The sequence below is a fragment of the Mesorhizobium sp. B1-1-1 genome (assembly GCF_006442955.1).
Taxonomy (GTDB): Bacteria; Pseudomonadota; Alphaproteobacteria; order Rhizobiales; family Rhizobiaceae; genus Mesorhizobium.
The window spans coordinates 15389-40384 of sequence record NZ_VFWW01000011.1 but is presented as its reverse complement, the minus strand read 5'-3'; the positions used below and the strand labels follow the sequence as shown (position 1 = coordinate 40384).

The window sequence follows — 24996 nt, the reverse complement described above, 5'->3', positions numbered from 1 at the left end:
GCACAAGGGAGCGGGCCGGCGGTCACCGGACCGAATGGCGCAAGCTAGCACAAGTCCCGATTTTCAGGCGGTCTGAAGAAATCGACATTGCAGTTCGATCGATCTATCATATCACCGCAAACTACCCGAAGAAGGCTGCATTTTCGATGAGGGAAGACCAATTGGACCGCATCGACAGGAACATCCTGTCGGCGCTGGCAAGCGCCGGCAGGCTTTCCATGTCGGAGCTCGCCGCCAAGGTCGGCCTGTCCAAGACGCCGGTGCAGGCGCGGGTGAAGCGGCTGGAGAAGGACGGCTATATCAGGGGCTACCAGGCGATTATCGACCGCGAGCGCATGGGCGAAGGCCATGTCGCCTTCGTCCAGGTGAAACTGTCCGACACCCGTTCGGCCGCACTCGATGCCTTCAACCGTGCCGTACAGGCCGTGCCCGAGATCGAGCAGTGCCACATGATGGCGTCGAGCTTCGACTACCTCTTGAAGGTGCGGACCCGGGACATCGCCGCCTACCGCCGCGTGCTCGGTGAACGCATCTCCGCCTTGCCCCATGTCGCCCAGACCTCGACCTTCGTGGCGATGGAGACTGTGAAGGATCGATAATTCACTCCGCCAAGGTCTTCAAAAACGCCACCAGCGCCGCGCGCTCGCGGTCCGACAGCGCCAGCGGATGAATTTCGGATGTCCCCTCCACACTGGGGGCAGCCTTGGCATAATGCGCCACCACCTCGTCGAGCGACGCAAACTGACCGGCGTGCATGTAGGGCGGCCGCGTCGCCGCGCCGCGAAGCGAAGGCGTCTTGTAGGCGCGCACCAATTCCGGCGCATCCTTGACCATGAACCGCAATTCGCCGCAGGCGCCGACATCGCCATCGCGATAGGCGCCGAAGCAGTTGAACGGGTCGGCTTGAACTTGGCGTACCGCGTCGACGCGGCCGCGATCCGGCGGCAGCCCGTTGACCGGCGGCACGCCGGTGTTGTGGAACCCATTGTCGGTGAAGCGCGGCCCATTGTGGCAGGTCACGCAATTGGCCTTGCCGATGAACAGTTTCAGGCCGAGGATTTCCTCCCGGGAGAAGGCGGCGTCGCCTTTCGGCTCGGCGCCGGTCGCCAGGTCCAGCGCGAACCGGTCGAAGCGGGCCTGCGGCGGCTCGATCGAGCGTTCGAAGGCAGCGATTGCTTTGCCGATGTTGGCGAACACCCCGTTTATCGCGTCACGCTGCTGGTCGCTCATGGCGCGCCATGCAGCCTTCTCGGCATCGCTGCCGAGCGGACTGGCATTGGCTGGTATGTCGGACAGATCGGGCAGCGGACCGAAGATGCGCTCATAGCGGTCGCCGAAGCGCGCCTTGATGTAATGCGCATAGGCGGCGCGGTTTCCCGCCTGCTCCAGGGGGTTCTCCAGCGGCGTCAGCGCCTGCGCCCACAGGCTGTCGCGCCGTCCGTCCCAGAAAAACCAGGGATCGCGCGCGATGCCGGCGAGCGGCATGGTACGCCGGTTCGTGCGGCCGACGCCAACCGCCTGCGGCAGGCCGTCCTGAAACTGCCTGTCGATCTTGTGGCAGGTCGAGCAGGACACCGTGCCGTCGCGGCTCATGCTGGCGTCGAAGAACAGCGTCGAGCCAAGGGCAGCGGCGGCCGGGACATCGGCGAACCGGTTGGTGGTGTCGGGTTTCAGCGCCGGCAGCCTCGACAGCGCCAGCGAGGCGATGGTCTTCTTCTCGGCATCGGAAAAGTCCGGCTTGCCGCAGCCGGCAAGGACGGCCATCGCCATCAAGACGAAAAAGCGCGCAAGACGCCTCATCTGCGGCTCACAGCACGACGTTGAAGACGACCGTATCCGACCCAGCCGTCGCGGAGATGACAAAATGCAGCTGCCACCAGCCGCTCATGGTGAATTTCACGCCTTCGATGCGATAGCGCCCGTCGCCGAGATAGTCCGTCGCTTGCGGGCTGGTCGGCAGGCCGTGGCGGTGCTGCGGCATGCCTCCCGATACCGCGATCGCGGCCCCTTCCACCGGCGTCCCGGCTATCGTCTTCAACGTCAACAGCCAGGCTTCCAGTTCGCCTTGACGGACGACGCCGCGTTCCGGCGCGAAGCTCGCCATGAACAATCCGTTCTCGGTCTTTTTGGTTCGGGAGATATCCGGGCCGGCAACCTGCGCGGTTCGCGGTGCGGTCAGATAGACCACTGCCAGGATGCCAGCCAGCAAGGCTGCCAGACCAAGACCCGCCAAAAGATAACGCCATATCGAAGCCAAGCCGGTTCCTCTTCAGGGGATAACGTTTTGCCGCACCGATCGCATCCCGCCAAACCTGTTGGAATCGCAGGTGACGGAAAAAACCGCCCTTGCCAAGCATGGCGCTCTACTCTCCAAAAAGCTACAGCAGCATCGTAACAGGGGATGGATCATGATCGGCAAAGGTGTCGCCTCGATCGGCGAATGCATGATCGAGCTTTCGGGCCAAACAGGTTCGAACTGGCGCATGGGATTTGCCGGCGATACGTTCAACACGCTGTGGGCCCTGCATGCGCTGAGTGGAAGGCCAGCGACCTACGTCTCGGCTTTCGGAGACGATCCTTTCTCGCAAGACCAGATCGGCTTCTTCGCGGACAATGGCATCGGCATTGGCGAAAGCCCTGTTATCCCGGGGGCGCGGCCCGGCCTCTATGCCATCACGCTGACCGGCGCGGAACGCTCCTTCACCTATTGGCGCGGCGATGCGGCTGCCAGGCAGCTTGCCTCCAATCCGGCTGCGTTGGCAAAAAGCCTTGAAAAGCAGGCGCTTGTCTACTTTTCCGGAATCACTTTGGGAATTCTGGACTCCGCTGCGCGCGCCACGTTGCTATCGGCCGTGGCCGAGGCGCGATCCGCGGGGTCGCTGATCGCCTTCGATCCCAACTACCGGCCACGGCTGTGGCGCGATCGCGAGGAGGCGCAAGCCGCGATCCTGGAGGCGCTCGCCGTCACCGACATCGCATTGCCGACTTTCCCGGACGAGCAGATGCTGTTCGGCGATGAAGCGCCACAGGCAACGGCTGGGCGGCTCGGGCAACTGGTCGGCGAAGTCGTGGTCAAGAACGGGGAACAGCCGGCGCTGATCGTCGAGAACGGGATGCTGCGGGACGTTCAGGCGATCCATGTGGCCACGCCCGTCGACACCACGGGCGCGGGCGATTCCTTCAACGGCGGCTATCTCGCCGCGCGTCTCGCCGGACACACCCCTGCGGAGGCTACAAAGCGCGCGCACCGTGTCGCGGCCAGCGTGGTGCAGGTTCGCGGCGCATTGGCGCCATTCGAGACGTTGCGTGCGGCATTCGAAACGGATTGAGGGTCAGGGCAGCCGGAACCGATATTCCGTCACGTGATGGTAGATCGCACCCGGCCACAGCGTCGCCTGCGGGAAATACGGCCGGTTCGGCGCGTCCGGCCATATTTGCGGCTCCAGGCAGAAACCGCAGAAAGCTTTGTGGTTTCGCCCTTCCAGCCCCGTGCGCGGCGTCACATACTGGCCGGTATAGAGCTGGACGCCGGGCTCCGTGGTCCACAGTTCCATCTCGACGCCGGAGCTCGCGCCTTGCACCCACGCCGCCTGCTTGAGCGGCCCGCGCGCCGAAGCGAGGCAGAAGTTCTGGTCATAGGCAAGCTGCTCGCCCTCGATCTCCATGCGCAGCGGCCGTGCCTGGCGGAAATCGAAAGGCGTGCCGTCGACAGGCTTCACCGTGCCCGTTGGAATCATCTCGCCATCCACCGGCAGATAGGCGCCGGCATTGAGCATCATCCGGTGATCGAGGATGTCGCCCGTCCCGCCATCATCGAGATTGAAGTAGGAATGCTGCGTGAGATTGCACAGCGTCGGCTCCTCGCATGTGGCTGATATCTCGACGCTGAGCGTGCCGGGGATCTTCAGCCGGTAGGTGCAGGTGACGTCGAGTGCGCCGGGAAAGCCCATCGTGCCGTCGGGATCGTGCAGCGTCAGCGTGACGAAGTCCCGCCCGTGCAGCGAAACCGTCCACGGCCGATGGAAAAAGCCTTGCGAGCCTCCATGCAGCGTGTGCTTGTCGAGAAAATTGCGCTCGGTCTGGTAGCGCTTGCCGGCGATGGTGAAACGGCCGTCGCGGATGCGGTTGGCATAGCGGCCGACGACCGCGCCGAAGAAAGCCGTGTCGGTTTCATAGGATGATAGATTATCATAGCCGAGCACGAGAGGCGCATCGTGGCCGGCCAGGCGCAGGTCCTGGATGATCGCGCCGAGCCCAAGGATATTGGCGCTAAGTCCGCCGCCTCTGATGGTGAAGCGGCGAATCGGGTCGCCCGCCTGGGTGGTGCCGAAAACCTCGCCGTCCTTCATTGCCATGCCCGCAAACGTCAGTTGATCCAGACGGCCCGTTTCGTAGCCGGGGCAGGCAGATCATAGGCCTGCCTGTCCCGGCGACAGTCTATCAGAGGCCGAGGCCGCCGATGCAGACATATTTGGTGTCGAGGTAATCCTCGATACCCTGATGTCCGCCTTCCTTGCCGAGCCCGGACTCCTTGACGCCGCCGAACGGTGCTTCCGGCGTGGTGATCAGGCCTTCATTGACGCCGACCATGCCATATTTCAGCCCTTCCATGACGCGGAAGGCGCGGCCGAGATCGCCGGTGTAGAAATAGCAGGCGAGGCCGAATTCGGTGTCATTGGCAAGCGCAATCGCTTCTTCCTCGGTCTCGAACCTGAAGACGGGCGCCACCGGCCCGAATATCTCTTCCTTCATGAAGCGCATCTTGGGCGTCGCATCGGCGATGACGGTCGGCTGGAAGAACGAGCCGCCGAGCGCATGGCGCTTGCCGCCGGCGACGACCTTGCCGCCCTTCGAAGTCGCATCGGCGATCAGTTCCTCGACCTTCTCGACCGCCTTCTCGTCGATCAGCGGCCCCTGCTGCACGCCCTCCTCCAGGCCGGAGCCGACCTTCAGCTTGTCGCTGGCGGCAGCCAGCTTCTCGACGAACCGGTCATAGACGCCGGCCTGGACAAGGAAGCGGTTCGTACAGACGCAGGTCTGGCCCGAATTGCGGTACTTGGCCGTGATCGCACCGGCGACGGCGCGGTCGATGTCGGCGTCGTCGAAGACGATGAACGGCGCATTGCCGCCGAGCTCCATCGACACCTTCTTCACGGTGACGGACGACTTCTGGATCAGGATCTTGCCGACCTCGGTCGAGCCGGTAAAAGTGATCTTCTTGACCAGCGGATTGGCGCAGATCTCATCGCCGATTTCGCCGGCCGCACCGGTCAGGATGTTGATTACGCCCTTGGGGAAGCCGACTTCCTCGGCCAGCGCGCCCCAGGCGAGACCGGAGTAAGGCGTCTGCGAGGCGGGCTTGACCACGGCGGTGCAACCCGCGGCGAGTGCCGGGCCGAGCTTGCGGGCCAGCATCGAGGACGGGAAATTCCACGGCGTGATGGCGGCGATGACGCCGACCGGTTCCTTGGTCACCAGGATGCGGCGGTCCGCCCACGGCGACGGCACGACATCACCATAGGTGCGGCGGCCCTCCTCGGCGAACCACAGGATGTAGGAGGCGGCCGAGCCGATCTCGCCCTTCGATTCGAACAGCGACTTGCCCTGTTCAATGGTCAGGAGCTCCGCCAGAACGTCCTGATTGTCCATCATGGCATCGTGCAGCTTGCGCAGCAGCTTCGAGCGCTCGAGCGCGGTCGTCTTGCGCCAGGTCTTGAAAGCTTCGTCGGCGGCTTCGATGGCGCGGCGGGTCTCGACCTTGCCCGCTTTCGGCACGGTGCCGATCTTGAGGCCGGTTGCCGGATTGGTGACGTCGACCGTCTGGCCGCTGTCGGCCTGCACCCATTCGCCGTTAATAAGATTGGCCTGGCGCATGAAATGGCTGGTTTTCTGAAGCATGGTCTAGCCTCCGTTCGGCGCTCACGGGCCGCTATCTGGATGTCTTCGATTAGCGCACCGTGCGCTGGGGCCATTGCTCTTAACCTAGGGAAAGCCCCGCAAGCAATCGCAAGATGGCATATAGGGGTTATGCCAGTGCAAGGCGAGAGCCGAGGTTTGATTTCACCGCTGAGACATCGCGTCAAACCGGATTCACGCCGAGCGGCTCAGACCCCGGTCTTATTCATGTCAGCCGAACACGTGCACGCTCACCGCCAGCCAGAAAGCAGTGGTGACGACCGCGCTCGCGGTCGCGATGGTCATCTGGTTCGACGCCAGCGCCTGGCCTGTGTTGAACTGCACGGCAATGAGATAGGAATTGATGCCGGATGGCAGCGCCGCCACCACGACCGCTACCTTGGCGGTCAAGGGCGGCAGGCCGAGCAACCAGACGAAGATCAGAACCAGCGCCGGCATCAGGAACAGCTTCAGCGTTGATAGCGCCAGCGCCGGGCGGACATTGCCTGATATGCCGAAGCGGCGCAGGCTGAGCCCCATGGCGAACAGCGCCACCGGCCCGGCGGTGCCGGCCAGCGCGTCCACCAGCCGCATGACCAGTTCGGGCAGCGGGATGCCGCTGAAGCGCCATGCGAGACCCAAAAGAATGCCGATGATCAGCGGATTGATGAACAGCCGCCTCAGGAAATTGCGGACGACGCGCACGGGGTGCACATGCTCGCCGCCGCCGCGGCCGAACATCTCGAACAGCACGATCGAAGCCATCATCATGACAGGCAGATGCACGGAAACCAGGAGCGACAGCACCTCGAATCCATCCCGCCCGAATATGCCGAGAATGAACGGCGCGCCGAGCAGGACAACATTGGAATAGGCCGACGACACCCCGCCGACGACACCCGCGCGTGCGTCGCGTCCGAATATCCGCGTGGTAACGACATGGCCGGCGGCCCAGGTGATTGCCACCGCCGCGAAATAGGCCCCCCATAGCGACCACGGTGCCACCCCGTGGAAATCGGCATTCACCATCGTCTGGAACAACAGCAGCGGCATCGCAACGCTGACCGCAAAATCGGATATCCCCTCGCCGCTCGCCGGCTTCATATAACCGGTGAACCCGGCGAGGTAGCCGAGCGCCACGAGGCTGAAGACGAAAAGGACGGTTTCGGTAAGCGGAGACATTTTTCCAGGGATAGGCGAGCCAAGGTCGCGGTGCAATCGCGCCCGAATTTCTTCGACCCCGAATTTGTTCTGCCAAGCGGGCATCGCCGAAGGCGGCTGGACGTTTCCCATCCCGCTCACGACCGGAAGACCGATCTGGTGAAGCAGCGGATGACGAAGGAGAAGTGAGACCGCGGAGACCGCAGGCCTTTCGCTTGTCTTTGTACCTGCTTTCCGATCCCTATATGCGGGTGGCCGGTGCCCGGCTTCTGGAAGGATTACGATGATCCGATTTGCCTTGGCGTTGTTCCTGTTTGGCGTTCCGGCTGCAGCGCATGCGACGGATGCCGGCTGGGCGCTGCTGCGCGATGGCGGCCATGTCGTGCTTTTGCGCCATGCCATGGTCACCGGCACCACCGATCCCGCCAATTTTGATATCGACAGCTGCGCCACCCAGGTCAATCTGTCCGCACGCGGCAAGCAGCAGTCGAGCAAGATCGGCGCCTTGCTTGCCGCCCGCGCCGCGCCGATCGAGCGCGTGCTGTCCAGCCGCTATTGCCGCTGCCTCGACACCGCGCGCATCGCCTTCGAGACCGAGCCGGAGCCTTTCGCGCCGCTCGACCTGCTGAAGGGCGACGCGGCGCAAAAGGCGGCCCAGATCGCCGCGATCATGAAGGAAATCCGCGCCTATTCCGGCTCTGACAACCTGGTCATGGTCACTCATCTGGAAAATATCGCTGCGTTGACCGGCGTCTCGCCGCGCGAGGGCGAAGCCGTTGTCGTCGAGCCGCAGGGCGAGGGTCTGCGTGTGCTCGGCCGGGTTACGTTCTAAATCGGGGCCGACCGGCGCATCCGCGAGCAGCCACGCGATGAGGACTTGCGACAGAGGTAATGTTGCCAAAATACCACCCAAAAAAGATGCCGCGCTAGGGCCGCGACGATGAGGCCAACATCATCCGCGGTCGCCAGCCATGGAGGGGCCGCCGGGTTGACCGGCGGCCCGTCTTGCGTTTCTTGGGCACGCTACCCATCTGCGCCCGGCGTATCAGGCCTTTTCCTGCCGGGAAAAACCGATTAGACAGCGCCCAAACAAGATGCGGACAGATTCCGCCCGCAACCGAAGGAAAAGCCCTTGTCCACCACGTTCGACAAAGTCGCCAAGATCATTGCCGACACCAGCGAGATCGACATCGACACCATCACGCCCGAGAGCCACACGATCGACGATCTCGGCATCGACAGCCTCGATTTCCTCGACATCGTCTTCGCCATCGACAAGGAATTCGGTATCAAGGTGCCGCTGGAAAAGTGGACCCAAGAAGTCAATGACGGCAAGGCTTCGACGGACGATTACTTTGTCATGAAGAACCTGTGCGCCAAGATCGACGCACTGGTCGCCGCCAAGACCGCCTGATCCGTACCCGATCATCCATGAGCCCCCGCGACGTCGTCATCACCGGCATTGGCCTTGTCTCCTCGTTGGGAGAAGGCCCCGATGAACACTGGCGCAAGCTCACTCAGCCGGATCAGAAGCCGGTGCTCGAAGCCGAGCGTTTCGCGCCCTACACCGTCCATCCGCTGCCGGAGATCGACTGGAACCTGCAGATCGCCAAGCGCGGCGACCAGCGCCAGATGGAAACCTGGCAGAGGCTCGGCACCTATGCCGCGGGTCTTGCGCTGGACGATGCCGGCATCAAGGGCAATGACGAGCTCTGCACGACCATGGACATGGTCGTGGCCGCCGGCGGCGGCGAGCGCGACGAAGCGGTCGATGCCGCCATCCTGGCCGCCTCGGAAAGCCGCAACGACCGTGACGTGCTGCTCAACGAGAAGCTCACCACCGAACTGCGCCCCACCCTGTTCCTGGCACAGCTTTCCAATCTGCTCGCCGGCAACATCTCCATCGTCCACAAGGTGACGGGATCGTCCAGGACCTTCATGGGCGAGGAAGGCGCCGGCGTAGCCGCCGTCGAGACGGCTGCCGCGCGCATTCGTTCCGGCCAGTCGACGCATATACTGGTGGGCGGCGCCTTTCAGACCGAACATTCCGATATGTTGCTCGGCTATGAGCTTGCCGGCTACCTGCATCGCGGCGCCTGGAAGCCCGTCTGGCAGCGGCAAGGCGCCGAAGGTGGCGGCGTGGTGTCGGGATCCGGCGGCGCTTTCCTGGTGCTGGAGCAGCGCGAACACGCGGCAAGCCGGGGGCGCAAGATCTATGCCGAGCTCGGCCCGGTCGTCTCCGGCCGTGCCAGGCGGCGGCAGGGCGAGCTCGATTCCGAGATCGCCGCGCTGCTCAAGAAGACCGCCGTGCCGACTGGCGGCTTGCTTTCCCTGTCTGGCGCCTCAGGCGCTCACGCGGCTACCGCCGCCGAGAAGTCGGCATTCGACGCCAATCCCGCGATCGCGGTGCGCGGCTTCGCGACGCTGACCGGCCACATGAAGGAAGCGCAGTTTCCCTTCGCCGTGGCGCTGGCGGCGCTCGCCGTCGACCGCAAGGCCGCTTATCCCGTTTTCGATGCCGCTGCCGAGAAACCGTTCGAAGGCATTCCAAGAAGCGTCCTTGCAACGGCGATCGGCTACCACCAATTCGAGGGCATGGCGCTGGTCAACGCCGCATAGAGCGGCCAGCCACATACAACGATAAAGGTTAGGGCTTCCGGATGGCCAATCTCAGAGATCACATGGGCAGGCCGATCGTTGCCGTCACAGGCATCGGCGTGGTTACTTCCCTTGGAGCCGGCAAATCAGACAACTGGACGGCGCTGACCTCGGGCAGATCGGGCATCCACCCGATCACCCGCTTCCCTGTCGACCACCTCAACACCCGCATTTCCGGCATGGTCGATTTCCTTGCGTCGAGCTCGAAGGGCGCCAGTCCCCTCACCTACGAACTGGCGGAGACCGCCGCGCAGGAAGCTGTTGCCGAAGCCGGCCTCAATTCCAGCGACTTCGGCGGACCGCTGTTTCTGGCCTCGCCGCCGGTCGAACTCGACTGGCATGAGCGGTTCGCGCTCTATAATTCCGACAAGCACGACGCCGGTGCCGAAAGGCTGCTTCGGGTAGCGCGCGGCTTGAAGGAGCTCGATACATTCGAGACCACGCAGTTCGGGTCGATCGCCGACCGGCTCGCCGACCGTTTCGGCACGCGCGGCCTGCCGATCACGCTGTCGACCGCTTGCGCCTCCGGTGCAACGGCCATCCAGCTTGGGGTCGAGGCAATCCGCAGAGGCGAATGCGACCGGGCGCTGTCGATCGGCGCGGACGGCTCGGCGACCGCCGAGGCGCTGATCCGTTTTTCGCTGCTGTCGGCGCTTTCGACCCACAACGACATCCCGGAAAAGGCTTCCAAGCCCTTCTCCAAGGACCGCGACGGCTTCGTGCTGGCCGAAGGTTCCGGCGCTCTGGTGCTGGAATCGCTGGAGGCAGCGCTCGCCCGTGGAGCAAGCGTTCTGGGCATTCTGCGCGGCTGCGGCGAAAAGGCGGACGATTTCCACCGCACCCGCTCCAAGCCGGATGGTTCGCCGGCCATCGCGGCGGTGCGCGCCGCCCTCGCCGATGCCGGCCTGGGCGAGGACGAGATCGACTATGTCAACGCGCATGGCACCTCGACGCCGGAAAATGACAAGATGGAGCACCTGTCGCTGTCGACGGTGTTCGGCGAGCGGATCGGCTCGATGCCGATCTCGTCCAACAAGTCCATGATCGGCCATACGCTGTCCGCCGCCGGCGCGGTGGAAGCGGCGTTTTCTCTCATGACCATGCGCGAAGGCGTCATTCCGCCGACCATCAACTACGACAATCCCGATCCGGCGATCGTGCTCGATGTCGTGCCCAACAAGAAGCGCAATGCGCAGGTTGGCACCGTGCTTTCGAACTCCTTCGGCTTTGGCGGCCAGAACACTTGCCTTGTCATGGCGCGGGAACCGGTCTAAGCGAGCCACTTCCGCTAGAACAGAACCGACAGGCTCCATGCGCGCACTGCAACTTATCGAGGACCGCCGTCTTGAAACGGTGGACCTGCCGCCCCCGCCGCCGCCCGCGCTCGGCGAGGTGACGCTGCGCATCAAGGCAGTGGCGCTGAACCACATTGACGTCTGGGGCTGGCGCGGCATGGCTTTCGCCAAGCGCAAGCTGCCGCTGGTCGTCGGCGCGGAAGCCTCCGGCGAGGTCGAGACCGTCGGTCCCGGCGTTTCCGGCCTGCTACCGGGACAGTTGGTCTCGATCTACGGCGCGCGCACCTGCGGCCTTTGCCGTGCCTGCCGCGAAGGCCGCGACAATCTTTGCGAACACGTCTCGGGCGTTCATGGCTTCCACCTCGACGGCTTCGCGCAGGAGAAGATCAACCTGCCGGCGCGCCTGCTGGTCCCCGTCCCTCCAGGCGTGAGCGAGATCGGCGCGGCTGTCGCCCCCGTCACTTTCGGCACCGTCGAACACATGCTCTTCGACAATGCCAGGCTCGAGCCCGGCGAGACGATCCTTGTCCACGCCGGCGGATCCGGCATCGGCTCGGCCGCCATCCAGCTGGCGAAGCGGATGGGCTGCACGGTCATCACCACGGTCGGCTCGAGCGACAAGATAGACAAGGCCAAGGCGCTCGGCGCCGATCATGTCATCAACTACCGTGACGACCGGTTCGAGGGCGTCGTGCGCAAGCTGACCAAGAAGAAGGGCGTCGACGTCGTCTTCGAACATGTCGGCGCCGACACTTTTGCCGGCTCGATGCTGTGCCTGAAGCGCGGTGGCCGGCTCGTCACCTGCGGCTCGACGTCCGGCGTGTCGGCGCAGGTCAATCTGATGCAGCTCTTCCAGCAGCAGTTGAAGCTGTTCGGCTCCTTCGGCTGCCGCATGGAGAACATGGCCAACGCCATGCAGAAGATGGCGGCGGGACAGGTCGCACCCGTCATCGATACCGAAGTCGGCTTCGACGACATCGACGCCGCGCTGAAGCGCATGGAAGGCCGCGACGTCTTTGGCAAGATCATCCTACGCGTCGTCTAGGCCCTGACTTCTGTGTTGAAGAAGCTTCGCCGCGACCTGATGTTCCGCTACGGCCGGCAATTGCGCCGGTTCGAGCACTGGCTGGTCGCGCGCATTGCGATGATCATCATCTCGGTGCTGCGCCTGCTGCCGCCCGACAGCGCGCTGAATTTCGCCGACCGCGTCGCCCGCCGCATCGGTCCATGGGTCGGACGCCATAATGTGGCCGTCGACAATCTGCGCAAGGCCTATCCGCACAAGAGCGAAGCCGAGATCCAGGTCATCGCCTCCGACATGTGGGGCAACATGGCGCGTCTGGCCGCCGAATACATCTTTCTCGACGCCTTGTTCGACTACGATCCAGCCGCCACCAGTCCCGGCCGTGTCGAGGTCAGGGGAGTAGACCATTTCGTCGAGATCGCGGCCGAAAAGAAGCCGCACATCGTCTTCACCGGACATCTCGGCAATTTTGAATTGCTGCCGGTGGCGGCGGCTACTTTCGGCATGAATATCACCGCGCTGTTTCGCCCGCCCAACAATCCGTACCTGGCTGACTACATCCTCTCGACGCGCCGCGCGACCATGGGATCGTTGCTGCCCTCGATGGCGGGCGCTTCGTTCGCGCTCGCCTCGGTATTGGAAAACGGCGGCAATATCGGGGTCCTCGTCGACCAGAAGTTCACGGGCGGCCTGGAAACGACATTCTTCGGCCGCCCCTGCCAGAGCAATCGCGTGCTCGGCACACTTGCCCGTCATTATGATTGCGACGTCTACCCGGCGCGCTGCGTCAGGCTGCCGGGCAATCGCTTCAGGCTCGAGATAGAAGAGAAGCTGACATTGCCCCGCACCGCCGATGGCAGTGTCGACGTGCGCGCCACCACCCAGCTTCTCAACGACGTGGTCGAGCGCTGGGTGCGCGAGGATCCCGGCCAGTGGATGTGGTTCCACAAGAGATGGGACATCAGCCGCAAGCGACGCAAGGCAAAGACCCGAAGCGCGTAGTCTGGAGCCGTCCGATGCGCCTCCGGCACAAGCCGGCTTAGCAGTCAGTTCCTCACGACGATGCGCGTGTTGCCGAAGCCGACTTCTCGCACCATCGAGTAGAAAGCCGCCGCATTGGCCGTATGCAGCCGCACGCAGCCATGCGACGCCGGTCGGCCGAGCTGCCTCACCGCGCCCGTTCCGTGGATGGCATAGCCGCCGTGGAAGAACACGGAATAAGGCATCGGCGACATGTCGTATTTGCGCGAATACCACATCCGGGCCGTTCGCTGCGGCCGGTAGGTGCCGCGTGGCGTGAAGTAGCCGGACCGAGCCGTGGACACGCTCCACCGGTAAACGTCCTGGCCGTACCTGACCGTCATCGTCTGCGACGACACGTCTATATTTGCAATGAGGCTGGCTGCCCAGCTCTGCACCGAAGCACCCAACAGCATCGTGACAAGTGCTGCTGCCATGAGAACTGTCTTTTTCATGCGATCAAACCCCTTTGATTGCCCCTTGCCTGCCTTCACGTCGTTTTTCATCTCTTTAATGACAGGTGAACGGCATAACATATACCCTTGACCAATTCGCCAATCCAAAGCAGCGAATTTGAACGAATTCCCGCAAGAGTTGCCGTAACGACACGCCGCAACGGCCTAATTGCCAGCGGACTTGCAAAACGACGCCGATCGCTGCTCAACTCGGGCCATGAACGAGCGACTCTTCCAAGCGATCGATGACCGGCGTGACGATCTCGTCGCGCTGACCGCCGAGCTGATCCGCTTTCCCACCATCAACCCGCCCGGCGAAGCGTACCGGCCATGCGCCGAATTTCTTGCCGCGCGGCTGAAGAAGAGCGGCTTTCAGACCGAGTTCATCCGTGCCGAGGGCACGCCCGGCGACACCGACCGCTACCCGCGCGTCAACGTCGTCGCTCGCTTCGATGGGCGCTCGCCTGGCGCCTGCGTCCATTTCAACTCGCATATCGATGTCGTCGAGGCCGGCGACGGCTGGACCGTCGATCCCTTCGCCGGCATCGTCAGGGACGGCAAGGTCTACGGCCGCGGCGCCTGCGACATGAAGGGCGGCCTGGCTTCCTCGATCATCGCGGCCGAAGCCTTCATGGAGGTATTTCCCGATTTTCCCGGTGCTATCGAGATATCAGGCACGGTCGACGAGGAATCTGGCGGCTTCGGCGGTGTCGCGCATCTGGCGAGGCTCGGCTATTTCTCGAAACCCAGGGTCGACCACGTCATCATTCCCGAACCGTTGAACAAGGACCGCATCTGCCTTGGCCATCGCGGCGTCTGGTGGGCCGAGATCGAGACCAAGGGCGAAATCGCGCATGGCTCGATGCCGTTCCTCGGCGACAATGCGGTGCGCCATATGGGCGCCGTGCTGCAGGCCTTCGAGGACGAATTGTTCCCCGCGCTCGACCGCAAGATGACGCGCATGCCGGTCGTGCCCGAAGGGGCGAAGCGTTCGACCATGAACATCAACTCCATCCATGGCGGCCAGACCGAGGATTTCCGGCCCGGCCTGCCCTCGCCCAACGTGCCCGATTCCTGCCGGCTGACCATCGACCGCCGCTTCCTGCTCGAAGAGGATCTCGCCACGGTCAAGGGCGAGGTGATCGGCATTCTCGAGCGGCTGAAGCGCGATCGGCAAAAGTTCGACTACGAGATCCGTGACCTGATGGAGGTGCTGCCGCTGATGACCGAACGCGACGCTCCGGTCGTCAAGGCAATCGCGCAAGGCGTCCACGCGATCTTCGATCGCGAGCCCGACTACGTCATTTCACCGGGCACCTACGACCAGAAGCACATTGCCCGCATCGGCCATGTCTATGATTGCATCGCCTATGGCCCGGGCATTCTCGATCTCGCCCACCGGCCTGACGAATGGGTCGGCATCTCGGATATGGTGGAATCGGCCAAGGTGATGGCGTTCGGGCTCAACGTGCTGCTGCGCGGCGCCCGATAGCGCCGCACGGGCAAGAGCCAACGGTCGACGCGGCCGTCCGGAGAAAAACATTCCCGGCTACGCCGCCGCGCGGCACGAAACGCAATTTACTCCCGTGCGAAATCACGCTTCTATTCGCCCGGTTTGAGCGCATGTTTGACCACACGGGGAGTAGCACGATGAAATTGTGGAAAACCATCCTGGCCGCGGCCGTCCTGGCGCTGGCCGTCGGCACTCCCGCGCTGGCGGCGCGAACCGATCTGGTCATCGGCATCCCGCTCGAACCGCCACATCTCGATCCGACCGCCGGCGCGGCCGCGGCAATCGACGAGGTTCTCTACGCCAACGTGTTCGAAGGCTTGACCCGCATCGGGCCAAATGGCGAGGTCCTGCCGGATTTGGCTGAAAGCTGGACCATCTCCGACGACGGCAAGACCTACACCTTCAAGCTGCACACCGGCGTGAAATTCCACGATGGCGCCGGCTTCAGCGCCGACGACGTGAAATTCTCGCTCGACCGCGCCCGCGCCGACAATTCGGTCAATGCGCAAAAAGCCCTGTTCGCAGCCATCGATATGGTCGACGTGGTCGACCCGGCAACGGTCAAGGTGACGTTGAAGAACCGGCAGGGATCCTTCCTCTACAATATGGGCTGGGGCGATGCTGTCATCGTCTCGCCGAAATCCGCTGACGCCAACAAGGAAAAGCCGGTCGGGACCGGCCCGTTCAAATTCCAGAGCTGGGCCAAGGGATCCTCGATCACGCTGGTGAAATCCGACAGCTATTGGGGCACGCCGGCTTACCTCGACAAAGTCGAGTTCCGCATCGTGCCCGATGCCGCTGCTAGCGTACCGGCATTGCTTTCCGGCGATATCCAGGCGTTCCCATTCTTCGATCCCGACAGTCTCGCGCAGGTCAAGGACGATCCGCGTTTCAAGGTGGTGATCGGTTCGACCGAAGGCGAAACCATCCTGTCGATCAACAACAAGAAGCCGCCCTTCGACAAATTGCTGGTCAGGCAGGCGATCTCCTACGCGCTCGATCGCAAGGCGATCATCGACGGTGCCTCGGCCGGCCTCGGCCTGCCGATCGGCTCGCATATGTCGCCGGCCAACAAGGACTACGTCGACCTCACCGGCCGCTATCCGCACGATGTCGCCAAGGCCAAGGAACTCTTGAAGGAAGCAGGCCTGGAGAACGGTTTCAAGGCGACGCTGAAGCTTCCGCCGCCCACCTATGCCAGGCTCGGCGGCGAGATCATTGCCTCGCAGCTCCGTGACGTCGGCATCAACCTCGAGATCATTCCGGTCGAATGGGCGCAGTGGCTGGACCAGGTGTTCACCCAGAAGGACTACGACCTGACCATCGTCTCCCATACCGAGCCCAACGACATCGGTATCTATGCGCGTAAGGATTATTACTTCAACTACGACAATCCGGCCTTCGACAAGGTGATCGCCGATCTGGACGTCACCTCCGACGAAGCCAAGCGCAAGGAATTGCTGGGGCAGGCACAGAAGATCTTGGCCGACGACGCCGTGGTCGGCTTCCTCTACGAACTGCCCAAGGTCGGCGTCTGGGACGCCAAGCTGCAGGGCCTGTGGGAAAACGCGCCGATCCAGGCCAATGATCTCACCAAGGTGAAGTGGAACGAGTGAAGCCGTTGGCCAAGAGGCGACGCTTGCGCTCCTCACCCCCCTCTGCCCTGCCGGGCTGCCTGACCCGAGCCGCAGGACGATCGCTTCAGGTTTGCGCCGCCCCTCATCGCCCTGCCGGGCACTTCTCCCCGTATAGTGACGGGGAGAAGGGGGCTGGCCGCAACCTCGGCACCCTTTCTGCAACGCTGAAGATTGGCGAAATCCTTTGCGAAGGCGTCCTTCTCCCCGTCTCTATACGGGGAGAAGATGCCGGCAGGCAGATGAGGGGCAGCGCCGATTTCGACTGTTGGCCGATCAAGCGATGACCGCCTACCTCCTCAGGCGTCTCGCGATCGCCGCCGCCACGTTGGCGCTGGCCTCCATGGTCGTCTTCGCGGTGCTGGAGATCCTGCCCGGCGACCCGGCGCGGCTGATGCTGGGCATGAATGCCAGCGCCGACCAGGTCGAGCTGCTGCGCAACCAGATGGGCCTCGACGCGCCCCTGCCCTGGCGCTACCTGCACTGGGCCGGCGGCCTGCTCTGCCTGGATTTCGGCCGCTCCTACACCTATTCGGTGCCGGTCATCGACCTCGTGCGCGAGCGTCTCGTCGTCTCGCTGCCGCTGGCGCTGATCGCGCTCGCCCTATCCACCCTCATCGCCATCCCGGTCGGCCTGTTTTCAGCGAACCATCGCGGGCGGATGGGTGACACAGCGGCGATGGGCGCCGCGCAGCTCGGCGTCGCCATTCCCAATTTCTGGTTCGCGCTGATGCTGATCTATCTCTTCGCGGTCTGGCTGCGGCTGGTTCCGGCCGGCGGCTTTCCCGGTTGGGGGGCCGGTGCCTGGCCGGCGCTGAAATCACTGCTGCTGCCGGCTGTGGCGCTCGCATTGCCGCAGGCCGCGATCCTGGCACGCGTCACCCGTTCGGCACTGATCGAGGTGCTGAACGAGGACTATATCCGCACCGCCCGCGCCAAGGGCCTGCCCTATCGCGCGGTCCTGTGGCGGCACGCACTGCGCAACGCCATGATCCCGGTGCTGACCATTCTGGGCCTGCAATTCGCCTTCCTGCTCGCCGGCACCATCATCATCGAGAACGTCTTCTACCTGCCCGGCCTCGGCCGGCTGGTGTTCCAGGCGATCACCCAGCGCGACCTGATCGTCGTGGAAAGCGTCGTCATGCTGCTGGTCGCCGCGGTCATCGCCGTCAACCTCGTCGTCGACCTCTCTTATGCCGTCGTCGATCCGCGCCTCCGAAGCCGGCAATGATGTTGCATCCGGACATCCCCGAAGAGACGCTGGGCGGCATCCTCGTCAACGCGTTCGGCAACCGCTCGTTTCTTGCCGGCTTCGCCGGCACGTTGTTCGTGGCGGCGGTGGCGATCCTCTCCTATCTCTGGACGCCCTATGACGTGACCCGGCTGGTGATATCCGACAAGACGCTGGCGCCGTCCTGGGCGCACTGGTTCGGCACCGACCATTTCGGCCGCGACATCCTGTCGATGATCATGGTCGGCGCCCGCAATTCGATCGCGGTAGCGCTGGTCGCGGTCGGCATCGGCATGGGCATCGGCGTGCCGCTCGGTGCTTTCGCCGCGGCGCGCGGCGGCCTCGTCGACGAGGCGCTGATGCGCGTCAACGATCTGGTCTTCGCCTTCCCTGCGCTTTTGTCGGCCATCATGATCACCGCCATCTTCGGCCCCGGCGCCGTTAATGCCATCATCGCCATCGGCATCTTCAACATCCCTGTCTTTGCTCGCGTCGCCCGCGCCGGCGCCTTGGCGATCTGGCCGCGCGAATTCATCCTCGCCGCCCGCGCCGCGGGCAAGGGCAAGGCGCTGATCACCATCGAACATGTGCTGCCCAACATCGCCACCTTGCTCCTGGTGCAAGGCACTATCCAGTTCGCGCTCGGCATATTGGCCGAGGCCGGGCTTTCCTATCTGGGCCTTGGCGCCCAACCGCCAATGCCGAGCTGGGGCCGCATGCTGTTCGACGCCCAGACCCGCATGGTGGTGGCGCCCTGGATGGCGATCTTTCCCGGCATGGCGATCGTGATCACCGTGCTTGGGCTGAACCTTTTGGGCGACGGCATCGCCGACATCCTCGATCCGAAATCGCGGCGGCAACGATGAGCCTGCTGGAAATCGACAATCTGTCGCTGGCGATCGGCGACACGCCGATCCTCCGGAGCATCGAGTTCTCCATCGCGCCCGGCGAGGTAATGGGGCTGGTCGGCGAATCCGGCTCCGGCAAATCGATGACGGCTCTGAGCGTCATGCGGCTCTTGCCATATGCCGCGCGTGCCAGCGGGCGCATCACCTTCGACGGCATCGACATCCTCGCGGCAAGCGAGGATCAGATGTGCGCCCTGCGCGGCGACGATATCGGCATGGTGTTCCAGGAGCCGATGACCGCGCTGAACCCGCTCAAGACCATCGGCGAGCAGGTCGCCGAAGGTATACGCTGGCATGCCAAGGCGAGCCGCGCCGAGGCGGAAGAGCGGGCGCGAAAAACGCTCGACCGGGTTGGCTTGCCGTCGGCAAAATTCCCGCTGTCGCGCTATCCGCACGAACTGTCCGGCGGCCAGCGCCAGCGCGTCGTCATTGCCATGGCCTGCGCGCTGAAGCCGAAGCTGCTGATCGCCGACGAGCCGACCACGGCGCTCGACGTGGTGCTGCAGGCGCAAATCCTCACCCTCTTGCGCGACCTTGTCGCGGAGAGCGGCATGGGCCTGCTCCTGATCTCGCATGACCTCGCCGTGGTCACCGAGATGGCGGATCGCATCACCATTCTTCGTCGGGGCGAAGTCATGGAAGCCGGCGATACGGCCCGCACGCTCTCTGAACAGCTCCACCCCTATACCCGCCAGTTGGCGCTGGCCTCGATGCACGTGCCGGCCCGCGCCCGGCCGCATGGCGCCTCGGCAGCCCGGCCCTTGCTCGAGGTGGAGGGCGTGACGCGCGACTATCCAGGCCGGCGCACCTCGCTGTTCCGGCGCGCGCCTGATATCCGCGCCGTCGACGGCGTGTCGCTGTCGATGGCGCCGGGCCAATCGGTGGCGCTGGTCGGCCGCTCCGGCTGCGGCAAGTCCACCTTGGCGCGCATGATCCTGGCGCTGGACCGGCCGAGTTCGGGGACCATCCGCTTTCGCGGCGAGCCCCTCACCGGCAAGAGCGAGGCGGACCTGAAGCCGGCGCGGCGCGACATGCAGGTGGTGTTCCAGGACCCCTATGGCTCGTTCGATCCGCGCCAGAAGGTCGAGAAACTGGTCGCCGAGCCGCTGCACGTGCTGGACAGGAAACCGGGGCGCGCCGAGCGCCGCGAGATGGTGGCGCAGGCGCTGCACGAGGTCGGCCTCGACCAGCACGACATGGAAAAGTATCCGCACGAATTTTCCGGCGGCCAGCGCCAGCGCCTGTCGATCGCCCGCGCCATCATCACCCGCCCAAAACTGGTCGTCGCCGACGAGCCGGTTTCGGCGCTCGATGTTTCGATCCGCGCTCAGATCCTCGACCTGTTCGCCGAGCTCAACCAGAAACTCGGCATCGCCTATCTCTTCATCACCCACGACCTCACCGTCGCCCGCGCCATAACGGACGAAGTGCTGGTCATGCATGACGGCCAGATCGTCGAGCGTGGCCGGACGAGCGAGGTGCTGGATCACCCGCAATCCGAGGCGGCCAAGGCGCTTGTCGCCGCAGCGCCGGACCTGCACAGGGCAATTGCACGCCGTATGCAGGAGCAGGGGTGAGCGATCGGTTCGCGAAGCGAATCCGCCGTGTGAGTGAAAGGCCGCAAATGCCGGAGGCTGCCGTAGACAGCCGGCCCGGCTGGGATCCCATCAACCTACTGCTCAGATTTCACCACGTCGACCGGGCTGATGTCGAGCAGGTCGAGCGTGCGGCGCAGCAGGCGCACCTCGGTCTCGGCCAATTGCGCGTCCGCCTTGGCGATCTCGGCCATATGCTGCGCCAGTTGCTTGCGCCGCTCGACATCGAGGTCGCGGAACAGCGCGATGGCCTGTGAGCCATTGGTTTCGTAGCCGAATTCGTTGAGATATTCGATGACGGCGTCGATGCTGGTTTCCGGAATGCCGAAGGCATCCTTGCAGATGCGCCGGAAGGCAACCATCTCGCTCTCGCTGACCGTTCCGTCAGCCAGGATCATGCGGAACAGCATCAGAAGTTCCGCCGACAACACGGGGTCGTCCGCCACCTTGCGCACCCCGGGGTCGCCATCGAAGATCGAGCGTATCTGGTCGAGCAGTTCGAATGCCATCGGGAGCCCCTTTGCCGATTCCTCTAATCCATGTAGCCCAAAAAAGCGCAGCGGTTTTGGGATAATGACAGCACAACGCGAAATCCAGGCGCGACGCGCTTGGATAGAAGTAGCGTGAAATCGGTCTTGCGCAAACGGGGTGTTCGTGATCGAAGCCGGAGCATCTCTGGCTTGATTTCTCCCTGATGATCGACTTCACCTTAGAATCCGTCGCCATGCTCGCCTTCGCCGGTTTTGCCGCGGGCTTTGTCGACTCGATTGCCGGCGGCGGTGGGCTGATCACTATTCCCGCACTGCTGCTGGCCGGCTTCTCGCCGGTCGAGGCGCTGGGAACCAACAAGCTGCAGGGCATGTTCGGCTCGGGATCTGCGACCATCCACTATGCCGCGAAAGGCCATGTCGACCTTCGCCGGCAACTGCCTTCTGCGCTGCTGGCGCTTGCCGGCGGTGCCGTCGGCGCCTTGCTGGCAACGGTCGTGCCCGGCGATCTGCTGCGGGCGCTTCTGCCGCTGGTGCTGATCGCCATCGCGCTCTATTTCGCCCTGAAGCCCAACATGACCGACGTTGACCGCGCCGAACGTATGACGCCCTTCCTGTTCGGGATAACGCTGGTGCCGGCCATCGGCTTTTACGACGGCCTGTTCGGGCCGGGTGCCGGGTCCTTCTACATGCTGGCCTTCGTCGCGCTTGCCGGCTACGGCGTACTCAAGGCGACGGCCCACACCAAGCTGCTCAACTTCGCCTCCAACATCGGCGGCTTCGTCGTCTTCGCCGCGGTCGGTGTCATCTCCTGGAAGATCGGCCTGATGATGGGCGTCGCCCAGTTCCTCGGCGCCCGCCTCGGCGCCAGCCTGGCCATGCGCATCGGCGCCAGGCTGATCAAGCCGCTGCTTGTCATCGTCTGCGTCGCTCTGGCGGCGAAGCTCCTGGCCGACCCGGCGAACCCGCTGCGCGTCCTGATTGGTGTGTGACCCGCGCGCCTGATGGAATGCCGCTGTTCGAATCATGTCGAGGAGAGGACCCGCACATGAATCTCAGCGCACCTACCGAGATTGTTTTCATCATCTCCCTTGTCATCGCCTCATCGGCATTCTCGCCGCCCTCGGCCTCTTTCGTTCATCCACTCGCGTCGGTGTGGACCGTGCCCATTGCTTACCTCGTGCGTGCCGGCGGCTGCCTGATGCGCGGCGCCTGACATTCAAATCTCAGGCAATTCGGAGCGCCCGGCCAAAAGCCGGGCGCTTTTGATTCGGGTCCGGGCTCTGCTAGAGTCCTGTCGATGCCAATCGAGATGCCATGTCAGGAGGAACAGGACCGGTCAGTCCCCGGGCGGTTCGAGATGCGGCGGCGCCTTCCCAGCCCTGCCCTCGCGGGCATTGTGTCAGACATTTGCGGTTATCGCGAAACGGCGCCCGGCCATTACCGCAATGTCGAATATGCCTCCCTTACCGTGCCTCTGGTCATCAGCTTCGCCGAACCTTTCGCCATCGGCCTTGGCAAGCCGCCCGGCGACAATGATCGCTTCGCCAGTTTCGCCGCCGGCCTCTATGCCGGACCCGTGATGATCGAATCCTTCGGCGGCGCCTGCTGCGTCCAGGTCAATTTCACCCCGCTTGGCGCACGCCGATTCTTTGGCCAGCCGATGAGCGGGTTGACCGACCGCATGGTCAGCCTGGACGATGTGCTCGGCATCGAAGGCGTCGCCTTGCGCGAGCGGCTTGGCAACGCGGCGGACTGGAGCAAACGTTTTGCCCTTGTCGAGATGTTCGTCGCCGCCCGGCTGGCCGATGCGCCGGAAACGCAGGCCGGGGTTGCCTGGGCCTATGACAGGATCCTCGCCTCCGGCGGCCGCGTGCGCGTCTCGTCACTGGCCGACAGGCTGGGCTGGAGCCGCAAGCATCTGGCGGGGAAATTCGCGGACGCGACCGGCATCGGCCCGAAAACGCTGTCGCGCATCGTCCGCTTCAACCGCGCGCTTGGCCTGTCGAGGCAGCAAGCCTGCGATTGGGCCGACATCGCGGCCGATTGCGGCTATGCCGACCAGGCGCATCTGGTGCGTGAGTTCCGCGACCTTGCCGGCGAGACACCGACCGCGATCGAGCGTTCGGCACAGGCCTGAAGTCCCGGGTAACATTTCTTCAAGACGCCGGAACGGCTGTCGCTCAGACTGGGTTCATCGATGAGCTCGAATGAAGGAAGTTGCCATGCCCGCTGAAGCCCCCCGCCTCTACCCCGCCTTGCGTTACAGGAACGCCGCAAAAATGATCCGCTGGCTGTGCGAAGCCTTCGGCTTCAGCATCCGTGCTCGCTACGGCGAAGGCGATGTCGTGCACCATGCCGAACTGGTCTTCGGCTCCTCGATGATCATGCTCGGCAGCGCGCGCGACGACGACTACGGCAAAATGGTTGGCGAACCCGGCACAGGCGGCGGCAAGTCAATCTACATCACCGTCGACGACGCAGACGCCGCCTACGCCAAGGCGAAGAAGGCAGGCGCCACGATCCTCCAGGAATTGACCGACCGCGACTATGGCAGTCGCGAGTTCATCTGCCGCGACCCGGAGGGCAATGTCTGGTCCTTCGGCACCTATTGGCCGAAGGCGGGAGAAAAGAGCAGCTAGCTACCGCGCCAGCGAAAAGATCGCGTCGCAGTCAAGATGGCTCTCCAACTGGGCCGCGACCTCGTCGAGAGCCCTCTCGACCTCGGCGCGATAGTCGATGCCGCCGCCCTTGACGCCGAGGCTTTCGAGGAACCTCCCTCGAAAGGCGTCGGCGCCAAACAGGCCGTGCATGTAGGTTCCGACCACCTTGCCATCCGCCGAGACCGCACCGTCCTCGGCGCCATTGATGATCGCCGACGGCCGCAGCATGTCCGGGCCGGTGGTGCGGCCGAGATGGATCTCGTAGCCTTCGAGCGGCAGGTCGAACGGCACCGAGCGGGCGCTGACGTTGCGCACCGTCTTTTCCGGTTCCATCACTGTTTCGATGTCGAGCAGGCCAAGCCCTTCCGCTTCGGTGACGCTGCCCTCGATGCCGTCGGGATCGCGCACGATGCGGCCAAGCATCTGGAAGCCGCCGCAAATGCCGACGACATGGCCGCCGCGCCTGCGATGGGCGAGAAGATCACGGTCCCAACCATTGTCGCGGAATTTCAGCAGGTCCCCGATCGTCGACTTCGAGCCGGGAATGACCACCAGTCCCGCATCCTGCGGCAACGGCTTTCCAGGCGGCACGAACACCACTTCCACCTGCGGCTCGGCCTTGAGCGGGTCAAGATCGTCGAAATTGGCGATGCGGCCGAGCATCGGCACCGCCACCTTCAGCGCACGCGACTCCCCGGAGGCAAGCCGTTCCAGCACCACTGAATCCTCCGAGGGCAGCCGCGCCGCCGCCTTCAGCCACGGCACGACGCCGAAGCAGCGCCAGCCGGTGAACGCTTCGATCGCCTTGATGCCGTCGTCGAACAGCGACACGTCGCCACGGAACTTGTTGATGAGATAGCCGACGATCATGCGCCGGTCTTCCTCCGGCAGGATCAGATGCGTGCCCGCGACCGAGGCGATGACGCCGCCGCGATCGATGTCGCCGACCAGCACGACAGGCACATCGGCACGCGTCGCAAAACCCATATTGGCGATGTCGCGGCTTCTGAGGTTGATCTCGGCCGGCGAACCCGCGCCCTCGACGATGACGAGATCGGCGCCCTCGCCGACCTTGCCCCAGGAGTCCAGCACCGCGTCCATCAGCCCGCCCTTCAGCGCCTGGTAGTCGCGCGCCCGCGCCTCGCCGAACACCTTGCCTTGCACGATGACCTGCGCACCGACATCGGTCTGCGGCTTGAGCAGCACGGGGTTCATGTGAACCGATGGCGGCACGCCGCAGGCGATCGCCTGCAGCCATTGCGCGCGGCCGATCTCGCCGCCGCCAGCCCTGTTGTCGCCGGGAATATCGGCGACAGCGGCATTGTTCGACATGTTCTGCGGCTTGAACGGACGCACCTTCAGCCCACGCTTTTTTGCGGCGCGGCACAGCCCTGCGACCAGCACGGTCTTGCCGACATCCGAACCCGTGCCTTGCAGCATAATGGCTTTAGCCATG

The 24996-nt window shown here is 64.1% G+C and carries 25 protein-coding genes; 17 read left to right on the top strand and 8 right to left on the bottom strand.

Annotation, left to right across the window (positions count from 1 at the left end; genetic code table 11):
• The first annotated feature begins 146 nt into the window (after positions 1–146).
• On the top strand, positions 147–599 hold the full coding sequence (locus tag FJ986_RS22725) for an Lrp/AsnC ligand binding domain-containing protein (protein WP_140495705.1): 453 nt from the start codon (positions 147–149) through the stop codon (positions 597–599).
• A 1-nt stretch (position 600) separates the two neighbouring features.
• Here the strand turns inward: FJ986_RS22725 and FJ986_RS22720 are convergent, their stop codons facing one another.
• Positions 601–1800, bottom strand: a complete 1200-nt coding sequence (locus tag FJ986_RS22720; protein WP_140517218.1) for a cytochrome c peroxidase — start codon at positions 1798–1800, stop codon at positions 601–603.
• 7 nt (positions 1801–1807) lie between these two features.
• Positions 1808–2257 (bottom strand): FixH family protein, encoded by a 450-nt coding sequence (locus tag FJ986_RS22715; RefSeq protein WP_140675742.1) that lies wholly within the window; start codon positions 2255–2257, stop codon positions 1808–1810.
• Positions 2258–2408: 151 nt separating this feature from the next.
• On the opposite strand from FJ986_RS22715, the gene FJ986_RS22710 reads away from it, so the two are divergent.
• Positions 2409–3329, top strand: coding sequence for a sugar kinase (locus FJ986_RS22710; protein ID WP_140670324.1), 921 nt, complete (start codon positions 2409–2411; stop codon positions 3327–3329).
• A 3-nt stretch (positions 3330–3332) separates the two neighbouring features.
• Here FJ986_RS22710 and FJ986_RS22705 read toward each other — a convergent pair whose 3' ends face one another.
• The 3 genes from FJ986_RS22705 to FJ986_RS22695 form a co-directional block, all read right to left on the bottom strand.
• Positions 3333–4355, bottom strand: a complete 1023-nt coding sequence (locus FJ986_RS22705; RefSeq protein WP_140517222.1) for an aldose epimerase family protein — start codon at positions 4353–4355, stop codon at positions 3333–3335.
• A gap of 85 nt (positions 4356–4440) precedes the next feature.
• Complete coding sequence (locus FJ986_RS22700) at positions 4441–5898, bottom strand: NAD-dependent succinate-semialdehyde dehydrogenase (RefSeq protein WP_140517224.1); 1458 nt, start codon at positions 5896–5898, stop codon at positions 4441–4443.
• A 228-nt stretch (positions 5899–6126) separates the two neighbouring features.
• Positions 6127–7077, bottom strand: a complete 951-nt coding sequence (locus FJ986_RS22695) for an AEC family transporter (RefSeq protein ID WP_140521072.1) — start codon at positions 7075–7077, stop codon at positions 6127–6129.
• 262 nt (positions 7078–7339) lie between these two features.
• Between FJ986_RS22695 and FJ986_RS22690 the strand changes: the two genes are divergently transcribed.
• The 6 genes from FJ986_RS22690 to FJ986_RS22665 all read left to right on the top strand — a co-directional run bounded on the left by FJ986_RS22690 (position 7340) and on the right by FJ986_RS22665 (position 13035).
• Positions 7340–7888: a histidine phosphatase family protein gene (locus FJ986_RS22690; RefSeq protein ID WP_140579794.1), complete on the top strand. Its 549-nt coding sequence runs from the start codon at positions 7340–7342 to the stop codon at positions 7886–7888.
• Positions 7889–8188: 300 nt separating this feature from the next.
• Positions 8189–8470, top strand: a complete 282-nt coding sequence (locus FJ986_RS22685; protein ID WP_010909964.1) for an acyl carrier protein — start codon at positions 8189–8191, stop codon at positions 8468–8470.
• Positions 8471–8487: 17 nt separating this feature from the next.
• Positions 8488–9675, top strand: a complete 1188-nt coding sequence (locus FJ986_RS22680; RefSeq protein ID WP_140670322.1) for a beta-ketoacyl-ACP synthase — start codon at positions 8488–8490, stop codon at positions 9673–9675.
• A gap of 41 nt (positions 9676–9716) precedes the next feature.
• Positions 9717–10988 carry a beta-ketoacyl-ACP synthase gene (locus FJ986_RS22675; RefSeq protein WP_140495696.1) on the top strand — a complete coding sequence of 424 codons (1272 nt, stop codon included), beginning with the start codon at positions 9717–9719 and terminating at the stop codon, positions 10986–10988.
• A gap of 37 nt (positions 10989–11025) precedes the next feature.
• Positions 11026–12054 carry a zinc-binding dehydrogenase gene (locus tag FJ986_RS22670; RefSeq protein ID WP_140675739.1) on the top strand — a complete coding sequence of 343 codons (1029 nt, stop codon included), beginning with the start codon at positions 11026–11028 and terminating at the stop codon, positions 12052–12054.
• 12 nt (positions 12055–12066) lie between these two features.
• Positions 12067–13035: a lipid A biosynthesis lauroyl acyltransferase gene (locus tag FJ986_RS22665; protein WP_224655883.1), complete on the top strand. Its 969-nt coding sequence runs from the start codon at positions 12067–12069 to the stop codon at positions 13033–13035.
• 44 nt (positions 13036–13079) lie between these two features.
• On the opposite strand, the gene FJ986_RS22660 is transcribed toward FJ986_RS22665, so the two are convergent.
• Complete coding sequence (locus FJ986_RS22660) at positions 13080–13508, bottom strand: L,D-transpeptidase (RefSeq protein ID WP_140675737.1); 429 nt, start codon at positions 13506–13508, stop codon at positions 13080–13082.
• Positions 13509–13725: 217 nt separating this feature from the next.
• Here FJ986_RS22660 and FJ986_RS22655 point away from each other — a divergent pair, with 217 nt between their 5' ends.
• The 5 genes from FJ986_RS22655 to FJ986_RS22630 all read left to right on the top strand — a co-directional run bounded on the left by FJ986_RS22655 (position 13726) and on the right by FJ986_RS22630 (position 20371).
• Positions 13726–15000 carry an acetylornithine deacetylase/succinyl-diaminopimelate desuccinylase family protein gene (locus FJ986_RS22655; RefSeq protein ID WP_140656537.1) on the top strand — a complete coding sequence of 425 codons (1275 nt, stop codon included), beginning with the start codon at positions 13726–13728 and terminating at the stop codon, positions 14998–15000.
• Between the two features lie 158 nt (positions 15001–15158).
• Complete coding sequence (locus tag FJ986_RS22650) at positions 15159–16637, top strand: ABC transporter substrate-binding protein (RefSeq protein ID WP_140675734.1); 1479 nt, start codon at positions 15159–15161, stop codon at positions 16635–16637.
• Between the two features lie 301 nt (positions 16638–16938).
• Entirely contained in the window at positions 16939–17886 is a 948-nt protein-coding gene (locus FJ986_RS22640; protein ID WP_140555073.1) for an ABC transporter permease, read from the top strand.
• Entirely contained in the window at positions 17883–18752 is an 870-nt protein-coding gene (locus FJ986_RS22635) for an ABC transporter permease (RefSeq protein WP_140675731.1), read from the top strand. The genes FJ986_RS22640 and FJ986_RS22635 overlap by 4 nt, the downstream gene beginning before the upstream one ends.
• A complete protein-coding gene (locus FJ986_RS22630; protein WP_140675728.1) occupies positions 18749–20371 on the top strand; it encodes a dipeptide ABC transporter ATP-binding protein in 1623 nt (540 codons plus the stop codon). The genes FJ986_RS22635 and FJ986_RS22630 overlap by 4 nt, the downstream gene beginning before the upstream one ends.
• Positions 20372–20466: 95 nt before the next feature.
• Here FJ986_RS22630 and FJ986_RS22625 read toward each other — a convergent pair whose 3' ends face one another.
• Complete coding sequence (locus FJ986_RS22625; protein WP_140495687.1) at positions 20467–20898, bottom strand: TerB family tellurite resistance protein; 432 nt, start codon at positions 20896–20898, stop codon at positions 20467–20469.
• 185 nt (positions 20899–21083) lie between these two features.
• Between FJ986_RS22625 and FJ986_RS22620 the strand changes: the two genes are divergently transcribed.
• The 4 genes from FJ986_RS22620 to FJ986_RS22610 all read left to right on the top strand — a co-directional run bounded on the left by FJ986_RS22620 (position 21084) and on the right by FJ986_RS22610 (position 23519).
• On the top strand, positions 21084–21869 hold the full coding sequence (locus FJ986_RS22620) for a TSUP family transporter (RefSeq protein WP_140517245.1): 786 nt from the start codon (positions 21084–21086) through the stop codon (positions 21867–21869).
• Between the two features lie 56 nt (positions 21870–21925).
• Positions 21926–22093, top strand: coding sequence for a hypothetical protein (locus FJ986_RS30540; RefSeq protein ID WP_181169595.1), 168 nt, complete (start codon positions 21926–21928; stop codon positions 22091–22093).
• A gap of 84 nt (positions 22094–22177) precedes the next feature.
• On the top strand, positions 22178–23017 hold the full coding sequence (locus FJ986_RS22615; RefSeq protein ID WP_140675725.1) for an AraC family transcriptional regulator: 840 nt from the start codon (positions 22178–22180) through the stop codon (positions 23015–23017).
• A gap of 85 nt (positions 23018–23102) precedes the next feature.
• The gene (locus FJ986_RS22610; protein ID WP_140675723.1) at positions 23103–23519 is read left to right on the top strand and encodes a VOC family protein; all 417 of its coding nucleotides are present in this window, start codon (positions 23103–23105) and stop codon (positions 23517–23519) included.
• On the opposite strand, the gene FJ986_RS22605 is transcribed toward FJ986_RS22610, so the two are convergent.
• Positions 23520–24995 carry a cobyric acid synthase gene (locus FJ986_RS22605; protein ID WP_140675721.1) on the bottom strand — a complete coding sequence of 492 codons (1476 nt, stop codon included), beginning with the start codon at positions 24993–24995 and terminating at the stop codon, positions 23520–23522.
• Position 24996 lies beyond the last annotated feature (1 nt).